We start from the raw sequence: 14,926 nt of genomic DNA on the forward strand, positions 1-14,926 counted from the left end.
TAATTATTCTCCTTTGGTAATTAGAGTAACGTGAAATCTGAACCATTTGGAATTTTGATTGTATTGAATGAAAAGATTGGAATATTTTTGCTTTAGTTCCTTGGTATTGAGTGCTTCTAAGCGACTATTTTCTTCACTCGAGTAGTCCGTCGTGATCGAGTTGTAAATTAAGAAAGCTAGCTGGTGACCTTCTTGCGTGACACTTAAATAAATTTCACCAGGATCTTGTTTCTCCGAGAAAAAGATGGCGTTGTCGATAGCAGTGTTCAGTAGGCCGATTAAATCGTAAATATTCATGGGAACTTCTGATAACTGCTGATTGCAATGGAAGTGACACGCAATCTGGTGTTGGTTGATGATGTTTAATTTTCCAATAAAAAGACTCTTCAAATAAGGATTCTGAACGTTTTTCAAATCCTGGTAGAGATCCATCGAAAGATTGTCTAAATAATCATCTGAGTAATTCTCTAGTTTGCCGATTGCATCGTTGATTTTCTTGGCATCCTTAGTTTGGACGACGGTTTTTAAGCTGAAGAGTAGGTTTTTATAATCGTGTTTGAAGTGGCGCAATTTCAGTTGGTCAGCTTCAAGTTGATCGGTGTACATTTTGAGATTCTTGATTTGTTCAGTAGAGAAACGGTCTTGATAAATTTGTTGGTGCTTGTTTCTTTGGTGAAAGAAGATGGCAATCATTATAAACGTTTGAAGAAAGACAAAAATGAGGATACTGGTAATTAAAGTTGGGTATGAGGCCCACTGTCTCAATAAAATTATTAGTGTGTCAAAGACAATTAAAGTGTAACCAAAGACGATGCTAGTTAGAGCCGATCGATCATGAATATATTTTTCAAGTTGTAGTAAGTGACACAAGTAGAACAGAGCCAGTGGTAGGGTAATTTCCAACAAGAGAATCAGAAGGTTATTGGATAAGAGGTTGCCAATAGTTTGAGTGATGATTTGAATGATCATACTCAGTGAGATGGCGTTGAAAAGGACGTAATCTTGGGCTTGGTGTAAAACAAAATAGTCTAATATGAAAATCAAGATTACATAATATGGTAAGAAAAACTCGATTAATACTGAAATAATCGTTAAGCCAGCGTATAACCAGAATTTTGGTCGCCTTTGTGTGAATTTATTAAGGATGAAGTAATAAATTATCCAGGTGAGTAAATCAAGCAAGTATGGTATTGTCGTCAATTTAGTTTACCTTCTTTGGTGATTTGGATGCTGAGTTTAAATTGATCATTAGTTTGATGATATTGGATGAATAAGTTGGGATACTTCTTTTGAATCTCTTGAATATTGACCATGCCAAAACCAGAGTGATTTTTCTTAGTTGTATAGCCGGACTGCGTCATAGTCTTCAGATCGACTTTCTTCGTAGCGGTGTTATTGATCAGAAAAGTTAGTTGGCCATTTTGGACAATCGCAATTTGAATGGTACCGTTGGTCTGGTTTTTGGTAGCTTCGATGGCATTGTCGATGGAAATCCCCAACAAGCGCACGAGGTCAAAAATATCAATGGAAACTTGATTCACAACGTCACGGCATTCAAACTGACAGTTAATTTTTTCTTGATTGATGAGGGTTAACTTACTGATTAGCAGGCTCTTCAAATAAGGATTTTGGACATTACCTAAATCCTTAAACAACTGCATAGAAAGATTATCGAAGTAACTGTTGGAGTAAATTTCTAGCTTGCGTAACGAATCGTTGATAGCTTGATAGTCACTGTCATCTGCCATTGTCTGTAGACTAGTAAAAATATCTTTATAATTACTTTCAAATTTGCGCAGATGTAATTGATCCTTTTCTAGCTGATTGCTATAAAGCTTGAGGTTGCGCAATTGATCTTTAGTCAATTCTCGCCGATAAGCTAGTTTTTGCGTTTGATCAGTCTTCAAAAATAAAATCACGATGAAAAAAACCTGTAGCAAAATAAACAGAAAGCTACTAGCTAGTAAATTAGCGTTGGCGTGATTTTTTTGAACAAAATGCATGAAGAGATAGATGACAACGAACAAATAAGTTAATAAGTAACTGACTAAGTTGGATTTAGCTAATTGCCAGGTCTGTTTAAAGTTGAAATGTTGATAGAGGAAAACAAAGATTAGCGCAATCACTAATTTAACTAGCGTGTTAAGCGTTATAACGATAAAAATATTTTGACTAGACAGTAATAGCTGAATAGCTTTGGTGGCAATTTCAGAAATTAGGCGTAATAGGGAAGTTAATAAAATAGTATTTAGCAATAAGTGCCAAGAGTCATTTTTGAAGAGAACAACGTATAGCATGATGGCGACTAATAAGTAAGAAAAATCTTGCCAGTACCACTGACAAAGACTCGAGATAACGATAAAAAATGGTAGATAGATGATTTTGACCGCATACAATTTATAAAAAGCGTAATAAAAAATTAGCCATCCTAAAATAATATTTATCACTGCGATATTAATCCCCCCTAAATGTCCCTATAAATTAATTATTACATATCTGAAAGAGTTTGCCTTACCGATATTAAATTATTTAAGTAATCGATTACTTTGTTGTGTGATGGGGATTTAGCAAATTTTAACTATCGTCTTTTTTCCATATCTAAAAAATCTTCTTTTTGATAGCATAAAAAGAAAAAAGGATGATTGGATGATTCGTCTGATAATACTTGGTTTGATGGTTATTTTGGTGGGATGTACGAACCAACAAACTGACAATAAATTGCCTCATCGTATCAATATAGAGCAGGATACTTTAAGTGTTCTCCAGAAAAATCGCTTGCGTTGGCATCAGAAAGTAAAGCGGGTCCGAGTGGTTGACCGAAAATTTTTTGGCATCTCGCCAAACTATCGGGGTGCGACTTTTCAAGATTTGAAAAATAATAATTTATACGTGGTTAAAGCGACGGTAATGAATCTGAAAAAGGTCAAGTGGTCGTCGCCAATGCCGCAAACAAAAATTACTTTTAAGGTCAAAAGAGTCATAAGTGGGAATAAAGGGTTAGAAAAAAAGCGGCTTTATTTAAATTTTCCGGGCGGTTTTGCTCGTGAACGTGATATTTATACGACTAATCTGGGAACGGTGTCGACGGCTCAACCTGACAATGAAATTTTTTATCGGACACCGAATACGCCATTACCAGAAATTGGGTCAACCGTTATCATGTGTTTACGAAATGATAGCAGTCAACCCAAATCGTTGGATAAATTATATATTAATGATGTTGAACATACTTTTTGGATTAAAAATAAGGATAAGTATGTTCTAAATAATCCGGCTTTTCAAACAGCCGATCGCAAGTTGAACATTTTTAAACTGACTGAAGAATTGAATCGGATTAAAGATTAGCTAAAACTTGTTGAGTAGTGGAGTTTAATTTGATTTGTTCCGGCTTAAAGTCGTGTAAGAAAATTTTGATTTTGCCTAAAGTTTCTGCTGGTTGGTAAACGTAATCCCGTGAAAGATCTAAAAAGACCTTCTGATTATTAGTCAAAGTTAATTCTAATTTGACAGGATGATGCATCATCACGAGAAGATTGTAGAGGAAGCCACCTTGAGTTGAAACGACTAGGGCGGAAGCGAGTAAACCATTTCTCATTGGTAGGCCAATGATAGTGATTGATTTGATTAATTTTTTATCGATCACGGTTAGTTTATCCAATTTAGGAAAGAGCATTGTGAAGAGTCGTTTGCCGAAATTGATTTCATCGTTATAACGGATAAATTTTGCGTCAGAGTCCCAATAATTAAAAATAATTGGCAATATCAATAAATAGTGACCCAAAAATATCAACGTAAAGATGATAATACCAACCTTGATTCCTAGTGAATGGGAAATATTGAATCCAAACAGTCCACCAATCACTAAAGCACTTACTGTACTGACTAGTAGTGGACGATAATTAATTCTTTTTCCGAATTTGAGCATAATATCAGCCCCTTTTATCCAGTCCCAATTCGCTTCTAATTTACCATGAAAATTTTGTTATGATTCATAAATCTCTTGGACGTTTCGTATAAATTATTCGTTAGACAATACAAATTCTAGCAATGTGTTTTACTGTTAAATCTGTGGGTGAATAGAGTAAGATGAAATTAATCAAGGAGAAAGGAAGACAGATATGTGAAGTTCAATAATAATTTTTATAAGCGTAAATATTTTTGGCTAGGAATTTTTGGAACATCATTTCTGACAATTTTTCCATGGAATGATGTCTGTTCAGTACTGGGAATTTTTTACTTAATAATTATTGTTATAGGGGCTAGTGCGTTAATTGGATCAATCTTCAATTTTTCAAAATATTTTTCGTAACTTTTCTTTGATAGATGGAATAACAGAAAGAAGCTGATTCTATCAATTTTAAATTTATTGGTATTTTAGTAATATTATTTGGAATTTGGCAAATTGCAGTTGCTCAAAAAATGTACGTTAATATTCGACGGACTGTGAAAAATCCGCAAGCATCAGTATTTTTTGGCGTGACAGTTTGCATAGTCATCGGCGTTATTTGCTTGATGATCGGGGGTTCAATGGTAAGATAAAATAGTTTTGAAAAACTTTACCATTTATTGAAAGACAAATTAAAGAAGAGCTTGGGATATAACTACTTTTTACTCCTAAACTTGCAGCATAAACGCGGAACAGGACATAAACTTTGTGCTTAAAACGAATAAACCCAGGTAATCAAAGTGCGATTACCTGGGTTTATTTGCCTTAATGCTCGAGAGTTGACCATGTCCTGTCCCGCTCTCTATCTGAAACGAGTTGCACAAGAGCAACTCCCTCCGAGATAACAAAATTTCAGGAATCACTCGCAAAGTGCGACGAGCAATCCCTGAAATTACGTTATCCTCCGGGAGCTGACCGCTCTTGTTCCACTCTCTTTAGCGAGTTCCCATTAGGTAAACAGTTAAACCGATAAAAATTATCGAAATTATTGCTAGATACCAAATAAAGATTTTTTCGGATGTGGGTAAATTTTGAGATTTTTTCATTTTAGTGACGATTCCTTCAATGAATAGAGCAACGGGTGAGTAAACACATAATCCAGCTAGGGATAATGCAAATAAATTTATCCAAGAATCATTGAGAGAACGCTGATACATACTAAAAATTAAAAGTCCCATCAATGCAATCGTAGGGACTGTTTCAACTGCTTTTCGCATTGTTTTCACCTCTGATAGTCATTATTAAAGACTACCAAATTAGATTTAACAAACAAAAAGCTCAAACTTATTTTTATAAAAATAAGTTTTATAGCAATTTCTTGATATTTTTTGAGAAGGTTGAATGGATTATTCTGCGTGCTTATTAAGCTTGTCCATGTCAGCTATTAAGTCCTTAACTTTATCAATACTATCTACATAAGCACCACTAGCCAATGGATGACCGCCACCACCATATTGTTCAGCGATTCCGTTGATTGGGATGCACTTCGAACGAAGATTGACGCGGAAACGATTGAGATTCTTTTCACTGACGACGATCCAGTTGTTGACCTTATTTATTCGACCAATTAGAGGCACCACGTGATCAATTTCTCCGTCATCTAATTGGAAGTTTTCCAACGTATCTTTGCGGATGATGATGTAGCCGAACCCCGAATCAGTGATTTTTAAGTGATTTAAAATGTAGGCTTCTAAATGAGCCACTTGTAGAGACATTTCGTCTTCTTGCAAACTGATTTTAGAAATGTCGATACCAGTTTTAGCAAGTTTAGCTGAAGTCATCAAAGTCCGGTAGCTGGTTTCGCCGTTCAAAAATCTGACTGTGTCACCGATGATACCAGCATATAACGGTGCGGCGATTTCTTTGTTCAATTGGAAATTAGGAATCTTTTCAGTGAAGGAGAAAATCATTTCGGCACAACTAGAAAAAGTGTCATCGACCCAATTGATATCACCGAACGGATCAACATTAGGATGATGATCGATTTTAATAATTTCCGCCGCCTTTTTATAGGCACCGTCGTTATCAATACGGCGTTCATTAGCAGTGTCGACGGCAATTACTAACGCATCTTGAAAAGTTGAGTCGGAGATTTTTTCCATCGGACTGATCCAATCGAGTACTGGCAAATCGATACCAGTAATATAGATATTTTTTTGCGGATAAACTTGTTGAAGGATGGCACGTAAGCCAGCTTGAGAGCCGATTGCATCAGGATCAGGATTTTGATGTCTGATAATTACAATCGTCTTATACTGCGCAATCTTTTTTAAAATGTCATCTATCATAGGCTCTTCCTCACTAATTATAAAATTATTATTAAATTAACTTTTTTTAATATTATAAGTCAAAACTTAGCTTTTCTCGTGTCTTTGTTACGAAAAGATAATAAAACATTTCGCCGACTTACAAAAGTGTAAGGCAATGTAAGAAGAATCGCACGACTAAAAAGCCACCAGCTTTTATGATAGATATATCGATTAGGAGTTAAGTAATAACTCATTTCAAATGGAGGGAAGTACGAGATGCAAAAAATTGTTGATGTACAAAATGTTGAAAAAATTTATGGAAAAGCTGGCGAGAAGCAATTCAAAGCTTTGTCAGATGTTAATTTTGAAGTAAAGCCAGGGGAGTTCGTTGGAATCATGGGAGCTTCAGGTTCTGGTAAGACAACACTTTTAAATATCTTGTCAACATTGGATACACCAACGAGTGGTCGCGTTCAAATTGCTGGTCAAGATATTACTAAGTTGAATAACAACCAAATGGCTGATTTCCGAGCTAACAAAATTGGTTTTATCTTCCAAGATTTTAATTTACTAGAAAATTTAACCGCTTATGAAAATATTGCTTTGCCACTAGCATTACAAAATGTAAGTACTAAAAAGATTAAGCCGGCTGTAAGTAGTATTGCTGAAAAATTAGGTTTAACAGAAATTTTGAATCACTATCCAACTGAATTATCTGGTGGTCAAAAACAACGTGTCGCTGCAGCTCGAGCTTTAGTTCATGAACCATCAATTGTTTTTGGTGATGAACCAACTGGAGCGCTTGATTCAAAGAGTGCTCGAGCATTACTAGATACTTTAGCTAAAATTAATCGTGACGATGACGTTTCAATTTTACTAGTAACTCATGATCCATTCTCAGCTAGTTATTGTGACCGTATCCTCTTCATCAAAGATGGTGAGATTGGTCAAGAGTTGAAAAAAGAAGATAACTCACGAGCTGAATTCTATCAAGAAATCTTAGATTCACTTGGAACATTTGCAGAATAGGGGAGGAAAATATGTTAAATAAATTAGCTTTGAGTGGCATTAAGCATCGTATCCGCGATTACAGTGTTCTGTTTTCTGGTTTAATGATTGCTTCAGCCATCTTTTATATGTTTATGTCATTAGCAACTAATCAAGCTTTCTTGAGCTCTAATTCCCCAGCTTCCGCAACTAGTTTTATCTTTGCTTTTGGGATCGTCTTGCTAGCAATTATCACGATTGTCTATATCAATTACGCCAACACCTTTTTATTGAGCATGCGTCAAAAAGAGTACGGGATGTTCATGATGCTTGGTGCCAAAAGTAGTAAGATTTCTCGAATGATTTTTGTTGAAACTTTTGCCATTGGAGCTATTTCAACTTTAATCGGTTCCGCCATCGGAATTGTAGCCACCAAATTTGTTGGTCAATGGTTGATCAGTGCTTTAGATATGCAAGTTAAACACTTCAGTAGTTTTTATGCACCAGCTCTACTTTGGACTTTGTTATTCTTCGTAGTGATTTTTGCTTTTTCGGCAATTAGAAATGCGGTTTCACTTCGTCGCAGTAAAGTATTAACGTTATTGAATCGCGATAGCCAACCAGTAAAAATCAAGCGTAACGGCGTTATAAAAGCTGTTCAAGCCGTTTTAGGTTTAGCATTATTAGCAGCTGGTTACTATACAATGTATTTCTCTGGTAACAATCCTGGTGCGATTTATGTTGGGATTCCAGTAGCTTTAGTAACAATTGTCGGTGGTTCATATTTCACTATCAATGCCTTTGTAACTTCAGTTATCGTTATGTTAAAGAAGAAAACTAGTTTTTCTCAAAAAGGTTTAAATAATTTCACGCTTTCACAATTGAGTTTTAGAATTAATGACTATACAAAGATCCTCTCAATGGTTTCAATCATGTTCGCTTTAGCATTAGGTGCCATTACAGTCGGTCTAGGTTTCAATAATCAAATTGACAACGTAGTTAATGGTCAAAATTATTATGATGTTCAAGTAACAGATCCAGATCAAGCACAAACAAAGCGGATCAAAAGTTTGAACGTCTCAAAAAAGGCCACTTACAACTTCAAAACAGACGGTAAGGCAGTTTATTACCGCAGTAGCCAATTCAAGTCACAACCAGTTGGCTATTCACAAATGAATATGCAAACGATGGCTTTCAAAATGAAGTCATCAAATGATCCAGCCAATAATTCAAATGCCCGTTATGAATTAATGAATACTCGTTTGCCACAATATCGAGTACTTGATGCTAAGTTCGTCAGTGACGCACAATACGATGCTATCAACGGAAAAGAAACCACGACCGTCTTAGTAAAAACTAATTCCTTTAAGAATAATTTACCAACAATCAAAGCAATTTCTAAGGCTGAAAATAAGCGTTATCCAAGTTTGAAACAAGCTGGCGGTGACAAATATGCAGCTTATACGATTGTTAATGGCTTCTTCTCTGGTCTAGAATTCATGGGCTTCTTCTTGGGAATCGCCTTTCTAGCCATGTTAGCAAGTTGTTTGATGTTCAAGATCCTTTCTGGTGCTAACGGAGACGTTAAGCGTTACAACATGCTTTATAAAATTGGAACAAAGCAAAAAGTTTTACGTAGTACGATCAACAAAGAAATTGCTGTATTGTTCTCGGTTCCAGCTATCTTAGGAATCATCCACGTTTTAATTGGTTTACAACTCTTCGTGAAGATCTTGTATCAACCATATCGAAATATTGAAATACCATTTGCAATTTTCTTAGTACTTTATCTTGGTTATTACTTCTTAACCAGATATCTTTACAAGAAGATCGTGCTCAAATAAGTAACAGTTCCCTTCCGGGGAACTGCGATCGGTGGGTATTCACCTGTCGATCGCAGCTTCTCGGAAACGAGAAGCAGACCCTTCCCCTTAATAAAAGAGGGTGAACCAAACCGGGAGATTTCGAGCATTTGCCTAACTCTGGGAATTGACTGCGGTTTTTGCAGTTGATTTCCAGAGCGTAGCAAAGCACAGAAATCTGGTTTGGTGAACCCGTTTAAGCCAAACCAACAATTTGGCAACCCCAACAAATAGTTTGGATCACTCAACAATCCAAATATATAAAAAAACACCGCAATTTCCTCAACAAAAATTGCGGTGTTTTTTTGCCAATTTGGACCTAAAAATATTCAAAAATGCTTTGTTCGAAAAAATAATTTAATTATTTTTTATAAATATTCCACATCTTAATAACACTGACCTTATACTATTTATAAGGAATTTCGTAATAGACAAATTGCTGAATGAAACTTTCACAAGGAATTTTTTTATTGCCAAATCAAAAAATACACATTAAAATTTTCTTAAGCAAATAAAAAGTTTTTTAAGCTTAGAAAGAAAGGGGAACTAAATTATGTCAATGATTGAATTCCGAGATGTTCAAAAATATTACGGAAACTTCCATGCTTTGAAAGATATCAACTTGAAAATTGATAAGGGGGAAACTGTTGTCTTAATTGGTCCCTCTGGATCAGGAAAAAGTACTTTAGCAAGAACAGTCAATGGCTTAGAAACAATTCAAGAAGGTCAATTGATTGTTAATGGTCGTGATATTGCTGAAAAATCGACTGATATTAATCGAATTAGAAGAGATGTCGGCATGGTTTTCCAGCATTTCAATCTCTATGCCAATAAAGATGTTTTAGAAAATGTGATGTTAGCACCACGAAACGTTTTGAAATTAGACGAAGCAGAAAATAAAAAGACAGCTATGGCTTTATTAGATCGAGTAGGTTTGGCAGATAAGGCACACAACATGCCATCGCAGATTTCTGGTGGGCAAAAACAACGTGTCGCAATTGCGCGAGCTTTAGCAATGAAGCCACGTTGTATGTTGTTTGACGAACCAACTAGTGCTTTAGATCCGGAGATGATCGATGACGTATTAGGCGTTATTAAGTACGTTACTAGTCAAAGTGATATGACGTCTTTGATCGTGACTCACGAAATGGGCTTTGCTCAAGAAGTTGCCAATCGAGTTATCTTCATGGATCAAGGCCAAATACTAGAGGATGATCCAACAGAAGTGTTCTTCAAACAGCCAACTAACGAGCGGGCTAAGCAATTCTTAGGTAAGATCATTAAACATTAAGGAGGAAATGATGATGAAACGTTTAAGCAAGCTAGTCTTAATTATCACATCGTTGCTCCTATTTTTGTCCCTTAGTGCTTGTGGGTCGAAACCTCTATCAGAACAAAACGTTTTAGAGAACGCTAAGGCTGATAAGACGATTACTTGGGGTGTTAAAGCTGATACCAAATTAATTGGGTTAATCGACGTAAAGGATGGCCAAGAAAAGGGATTTGAGATTGATTTGGCAAAAGCCATCACGCAACAGATGCTAGGCAAAAAAGCCAAAGCTAAGTTCGTTACGGTAACGTCACAGTCAAGAATCCCACTCTTAAAAAATGGGAATATCGATGCTATTATCGCTACAATGACTATAACGCCGGAACGAAAAGAAACGATTGATTTTTCCAAGTCTTACTTTGATGCCGGACAGTCAATTTTAGTTAAAAAAGGTTCTTCAGTTAAGAACGTTCAGGATTTAAATGGTAAAACTATCATCGGTGTTGTCGGCTCTAATTCGGTCCAAAACGTTAAAAAGTTTGCTCCTAAGGCTCAAGTCTTACAATTGCCAGATTATGCTCAAGCGTTGACAGCCTTAAAGTCAGGCCAAGGAGATGCGTTAACGACTGATAATGTGATTTTAGCCGGGATGGCAGTTAATAATCCAGGATATGAATTGACGGGTAAGCCATTTACGACTGAACCTTACGGAATTGGTATCAACAAAGGTCAAAAAGAATTCCAAACAGCTATCAATCAAGCTTTAGATGAACTAATTAAAAATGGTACTTACAACAAGCTGATCAAAAAGTGGTTTGGCGATGTACCGGGATTCGATTACAAGGGGGTGTTGCGCAATGATTAAACTACTTACTGATAATTGGAGTGCTTTTTTAAGTGGCTTTGGTTGGACAATTCTATCGAGTATCTTAGCCTTGTTCTTTAGCTTAGTTATTGGCTCACTCGTGGCTATTTTGGAGGTTCTACCAAATAAATTTGCCCGGATAGTGGGTAATGTCTATGTAGAAATTTTTCGGAATATTCCTTTGCTAGTTATTACGATGTTTTTCTACTTAGTAATTCCACTTTACGTAGTTAAAATTAATGGCTTTACTGCTGGGACGATTGGTTTAACGATTTATACATCAGCCTTTATTGCGGAAACTGTTCGTGCCGGAATCAATTCGGTCGATATTGGTCAGATGGAAGCTGCTCGTTCACAAGGGATGACTTTTTGGCAAGCAATGCGTTATATCGTTTTACCGCAAGCTTTCAAATTAGTAATTCCACCCCTAGGTAACCAATTTGTTAACCTAGTTAAGAACTCCTCAGTTCTTGCGTTTGTGGCTGGTTTTGATTTGATGTATCAGGCTAATGCGGTAGCTTCACAGACTTTTGATACTGTGAACACTTACTTAGTAGTTGGAATATTTTACTTGGTGATCACTTTACCAATCAGTTACTACATGCAATATCTTGAAAGAAAATTAGCTTAGGAGGAAATCGCGTATGCAAAATTGGGTTAATGCTTACTCATGGATCAATATCAGATTTCTTCTGCAAGGGTTAGAAGTTACGATTTTGATCTCCGTTATAGCGGTAGTCTTGAGCTTTATCTTTGGTTCTATCTTAGGAATTATCCGCTATTCAAAAATTAAATACATTTCAAAAATCGTCGGTATCATAATCGACGTAATTAGAAATTTACCATTACTGTTGATCATCTTCTTCGTTTACTTTGGACTGCCAGCCTTTGGATTTAAACCAGATACGATTCCTGCAGCAATTTTAGCAATGACAGTTTTCGAATCAATGATGATTGCCGAAATTATCCGTTCTGGGATTTTAGCAGTCGACATTGGACAAATGGAAGCTGCCCGAGCAGTTGGAATGAATTTCATGCAAGCCATGTGGCACGTTGTTTTACCACAAGCGTATAAGAAAATGATTCCCGCAATGGTTAGTCAATTTATTTCATTGATCAAGGATACATCCTTAGCAACAATCATCGTTGTACCAGAATTAATGCAACACGGACAAGTCGTTTATGGCCAAAATCCTAATTACATTATTCCCGTCTTCGTCATGATGGCTTTGATGTACTTCGTCGTCTGTTATGCGCTCTCACTGTTATCTCGTTACATTGATCATAAAATGGCATAAAGGAGTAGATAGCTCAGAACGTTATAACGGTTCCTGTCTTGGTTATAGAAGGTACAGAGACATCCTATCAAGAGCATTTTAATTAGTGGCACTTCATTCTTTTCAAAGTTAAATGGAATAAACAATAAACCAGAATCTAGTCTGGAGCACAAGCCCTGTGATGGCTCAGCCGCCAAATTATTCTTAGCAATTTATTGCTTAGAATAAGGCCAATCTTTGAGATTTTTCCGAACTTGAAAAAGCTCAAAGTTGCGCCGGCAGCGTTCCAGCCCATCACAGGGCTTGTGCGGAAGACGGCATCTAACACCAAAAGAAAAAATTATTGGTTGACATAAAAATAATTAACAGTTATAGTTGGTGTCAATCAAATAAACAAATATAAGTGTCTGAATCAAGTAGTAATGTATCTGGGTGTAAGAAAGCCGGTGGTTGATGCGAACCGGTCAGGGTGCAATTATGAAATACCAGGCATGACTTGGTTTTCCAAGCGGAAAAGAAGATCCGTTAATCTTTTGAGTGGAGTAAGTGCTTTTTTGAAGTACTTCTCAAGCTGGGTGGTACCACGGTAAATCGTCCCTGTTGCAATTTTTGCAGCAGGGACTTTTTTTCGAGGTAATGATTATGAATAGAACATGTGGGGGCAATCCCCGATATTAATTTTTCCAAAACTTAAATAAAAAATGGAGGAAATATTAATGGATAAGAAGAATATTAGTTTTAAAGAAGCCATCGCAATCTTAATTGTGATGTTAATTGTTTTAGGAACAAGCGTGATTGGATTTGGACTATCACCACAAACTCCCGTTTTAGTCGTAATAGCTTTGTTGGTTTTATGGAGTAAATTACGGGGCAATTCTTGGGATGAAGTCTCAGATGGAATCGTCAATGGGGTTAAAAATGGTATCGTGCCAATTTTCATCTTCATCTTGATTGGGGCCTTGATAGGAACTTGGATCGCTGCGGGAATTATTCCTTCAATGATGGTCGCTGGATTTCATATGATTTCCGTTCGCTGGTTCGTGCCATCAGTCTTTCTAGTTTGTGCTTTGATAGGAACTTCCGTCGGCAGTGCCTTCACAACCATCTCAACCTTGGGAATCGCACTCTTTGGAATGGGACAGACTTTAGGAATGAACCCTTCACTAGTTGCTGGAGCAATTATTTCTGGAGCAATCTTTGGTGATAAGATGTCACCCTTGTCAGATTCAACTAACTTGGCAGCCGCTATTGCCGAAGATGATTTATTTGCTCATATTAAAAATTTAATGTGGACGACTGTACCAGCTTTTCTAATTTCGGTTATTCTTTACGCTTTGATTGGTAATAGTGGCACCAATGCAAGTCTTGGTAAAATCGACACAACTTTAAATGTTTTAAATAGCAATTTCGTAATTTCATGGTGGGCCATCTTGCCAATCCTATTATTATTCATCTGTGCCATCAGAAAAGTTCCAGCTATCGCTACTTTATTATTGAATATCACCGTAACGGTCGGCATGATTTTTGTCGAAAAACCAAGTACTAAATTAGCTGATATTGCTGGCTTCATCGAAAATGGTTTTGTTTCTAAGACCGGTAATGTTAGTGTTGATACTTTGTTGACTCGTGGTGGAATTAATTCAATGATGGGTACCGTTTCCTTGATTTTCCTAACGTTGTCATTAGGCGGTTTACTAATGAAGTTTGACGTTATTCAAACAGCAATGGAACCATTAGCTGAGAAATTGAAGACACCAGGTTCAGTTGTGACAGCAACAATTCTTTCAGGAATCGGCGTTAACATTTTTATCGGTGAGCAATACTTATCAGTTATTTTGCCGGGTAAAGCCTTCAAAGAAACTTTCAATCGTCGCGGGTTAGATAATCTAGCTTTGAGTCGAGTTCTTGAAGATGGTGGAACAGTAATCAATTACTTAGTTCCTTGGGGAGTTGCAAGTGCCTTTGCGGCTAGTACTTTAGGAGTACCAACCTTAGCTTTCTTACCATTCTGTTTCTTCAGCTTGTTATCACCAGTTCTTTCCATTATCAGTGGTTTCACTGGAATCGGTTTGAAACGTTTGCCAGAAGTTGATAATGACGATGATAATGCGAGCAGTAGAAAAGTAGTTACAGCATAGTGATCTAAAGACCTATCGGTTCTTTATTTGGTCTTAGAATTAAATAGTATAAATAATAAAACATTCTTTTTAGTCTGGAGTACAATCCCTGTGATGGCTCAGCCGCCAAATTCTACTTAGCGCTTTAGCGCTTATGTAGAAGGCCTAGTTTTGAGATTTTGCGAACTGTGCAAAAGCTCAAAATAGTGCTGGCAGCGTTCCAGTCCATCACAGGGATTGTGCGGAAGACGGGAGTTTACACTAACCAAACTTAAGAAGAAACCTGTCAATTATTGATGGGTCTTTTTTATTTATAGCTGGAGAAAGATTATGAATATTTGAAAATAAAATCA

Annotated in this window: 13 protein-coding genes; 8 read left to right on the plus strand and 5 right to left on the minus strand. The window is 36.5% G+C overall.

The annotated features are described in order from the left end of the window. Positions 1–3 precede the first annotated feature (3 nt). Entirely contained in the window at positions 4–1,200 is a 1,197-nt protein-coding gene (locus EGT49_RS05915; protein WP_135372484.1) for a hypothetical protein, read from the minus strand. Beyond that, positions 1,197–2,447 carry a GHKL domain-containing protein gene (locus tag EGT49_RS05920; RefSeq protein ID WP_135372486.1) on the minus strand — a complete coding sequence of 417 codons (1,251 nt, stop codon included), beginning with the start codon at positions 2,445–2,447 and terminating at the stop codon, positions 1,197–1,199. Before EGT49_RS05920 ends, EGT49_RS05915 begins: the two co-directional genes overlap by 4 nt. Before the next feature lie 199 nt (positions 2,448–2,646). Here EGT49_RS05920 and EGT49_RS05925 point away from each other — a divergent pair, with 199 nt between their 5' ends. Then, positions 2,647–3,345 (plus strand): hypothetical protein, encoded by a 699-nt coding sequence (locus EGT49_RS05925; RefSeq protein ID WP_135372488.1) that lies wholly within the window; start codon positions 2,647–2,649, stop codon positions 3,343–3,345. Here EGT49_RS05925 and EGT49_RS05930 read toward each other — a convergent pair. From EGT49_RS05930 to EGT49_RS05940, 3 genes are all read right to left on the minus strand, one after another. Next, positions 3,335–3,925 carry a hypothetical protein gene (locus EGT49_RS05930; protein ID WP_135372490.1) on the minus strand — a complete coding sequence of 197 codons (591 nt, stop codon included), beginning with the start codon at positions 3,923–3,925 and terminating at the stop codon, positions 3,335–3,337. The genes EGT49_RS05925 and EGT49_RS05930 overlap by 11 nt on opposite strands. Before the next feature lie 956 nt (positions 3,926–4,881). After that, the gene (locus EGT49_RS05935) at positions 4,882–5,163 is read right to left on the minus strand and encodes a LasU family protein (RefSeq protein ID WP_135372492.1); all 282 of its coding nucleotides are present in this window, start codon (positions 5,161–5,163) and stop codon (positions 4,882–4,884) included. A gap of 129 nt (positions 5,164–5,292) precedes the next feature. Further along, positions 5,293–6,234, minus strand: a complete 942-nt coding sequence (locus tag EGT49_RS05940; protein ID WP_135372494.1) for a DHH family phosphoesterase — start codon at positions 6,232–6,234, stop codon at positions 5,293–5,295. 237 nt (positions 6,235–6,471) lie between these two features. Between EGT49_RS05940 and EGT49_RS05945 the strand changes: the two genes are divergently transcribed. The 7 genes from EGT49_RS05945 to nhaC all read left to right on the plus strand — a co-directional run bounded on the left by EGT49_RS05945 (position 6,472) and on the right by nhaC (position 14,594). Further along, positions 6,472–7,224, plus strand: coding sequence for an ABC transporter ATP-binding protein (locus EGT49_RS05945; RefSeq protein ID WP_135372496.1), 753 nt, complete (start codon positions 6,472–6,474; stop codon positions 7,222–7,224). Positions 7,225–7,235: 11 nt separating this feature from the next. After that, entirely contained in the window at positions 7,236–9,026 is a 1,791-nt protein-coding gene (locus EGT49_RS05950) for an FtsX-like permease family protein (RefSeq protein WP_135372498.1), read from the plus strand. Between the two features lie 571 nt (positions 9,027–9,597). Further along, positions 9,598–10,335 carry an amino acid ABC transporter ATP-binding protein gene (locus EGT49_RS05955; protein ID WP_135372499.1) on the plus strand — a complete coding sequence of 246 codons (738 nt, stop codon included), beginning with the start codon at positions 9,598–9,600 and terminating at the stop codon, positions 10,333–10,335. Positions 10,336–10,348: 13 nt separating this feature from the next. Further along, entirely contained in the window at positions 10,349–11,179 is an 831-nt protein-coding gene (locus tag EGT49_RS05960) for a glutamate ABC transporter substrate-binding protein (protein WP_179949622.1), read from the plus strand. Then, positions 11,172–11,810: an amino acid ABC transporter permease gene (locus tag EGT49_RS05965; RefSeq protein ID WP_135372503.1), complete on the plus strand. Its 639-nt coding sequence runs from the start codon at positions 11,172–11,174 to the stop codon at positions 11,808–11,810. The genes EGT49_RS05960 and EGT49_RS05965 overlap by 8 nt, the downstream gene beginning before the upstream one ends. Positions 11,811–11,823: 13 nt before the next feature. Further along, the gene (locus EGT49_RS05970; RefSeq protein WP_135372505.1) at positions 11,824–12,477 is read left to right on the plus strand and encodes an amino acid ABC transporter permease; all 654 of its coding nucleotides are present in this window, start codon (positions 11,824–11,826) and stop codon (positions 12,475–12,477) included. A 695-nt stretch (positions 12,478–13,172) separates the two neighbouring features. Next, on the plus strand, positions 13,173–14,594 hold the full coding sequence (gene nhaC / locus EGT49_RS05975; RefSeq protein ID WP_135372507.1) for a Na+/H+ antiporter NhaC: 1,422 nt from the start codon (positions 13,173–13,175) through the stop codon (positions 14,592–14,594). Positions 14,595–14,926: the final 332 nt, after the last annotated feature.

The organism is Companilactobacillus suantsaicola (assembly GCF_004745525.1).
Lineage (GTDB): Bacteria > Bacillota > Bacilli > Lactobacillales > Lactobacillaceae > Companilactobacillus > Companilactobacillus suantsaicola.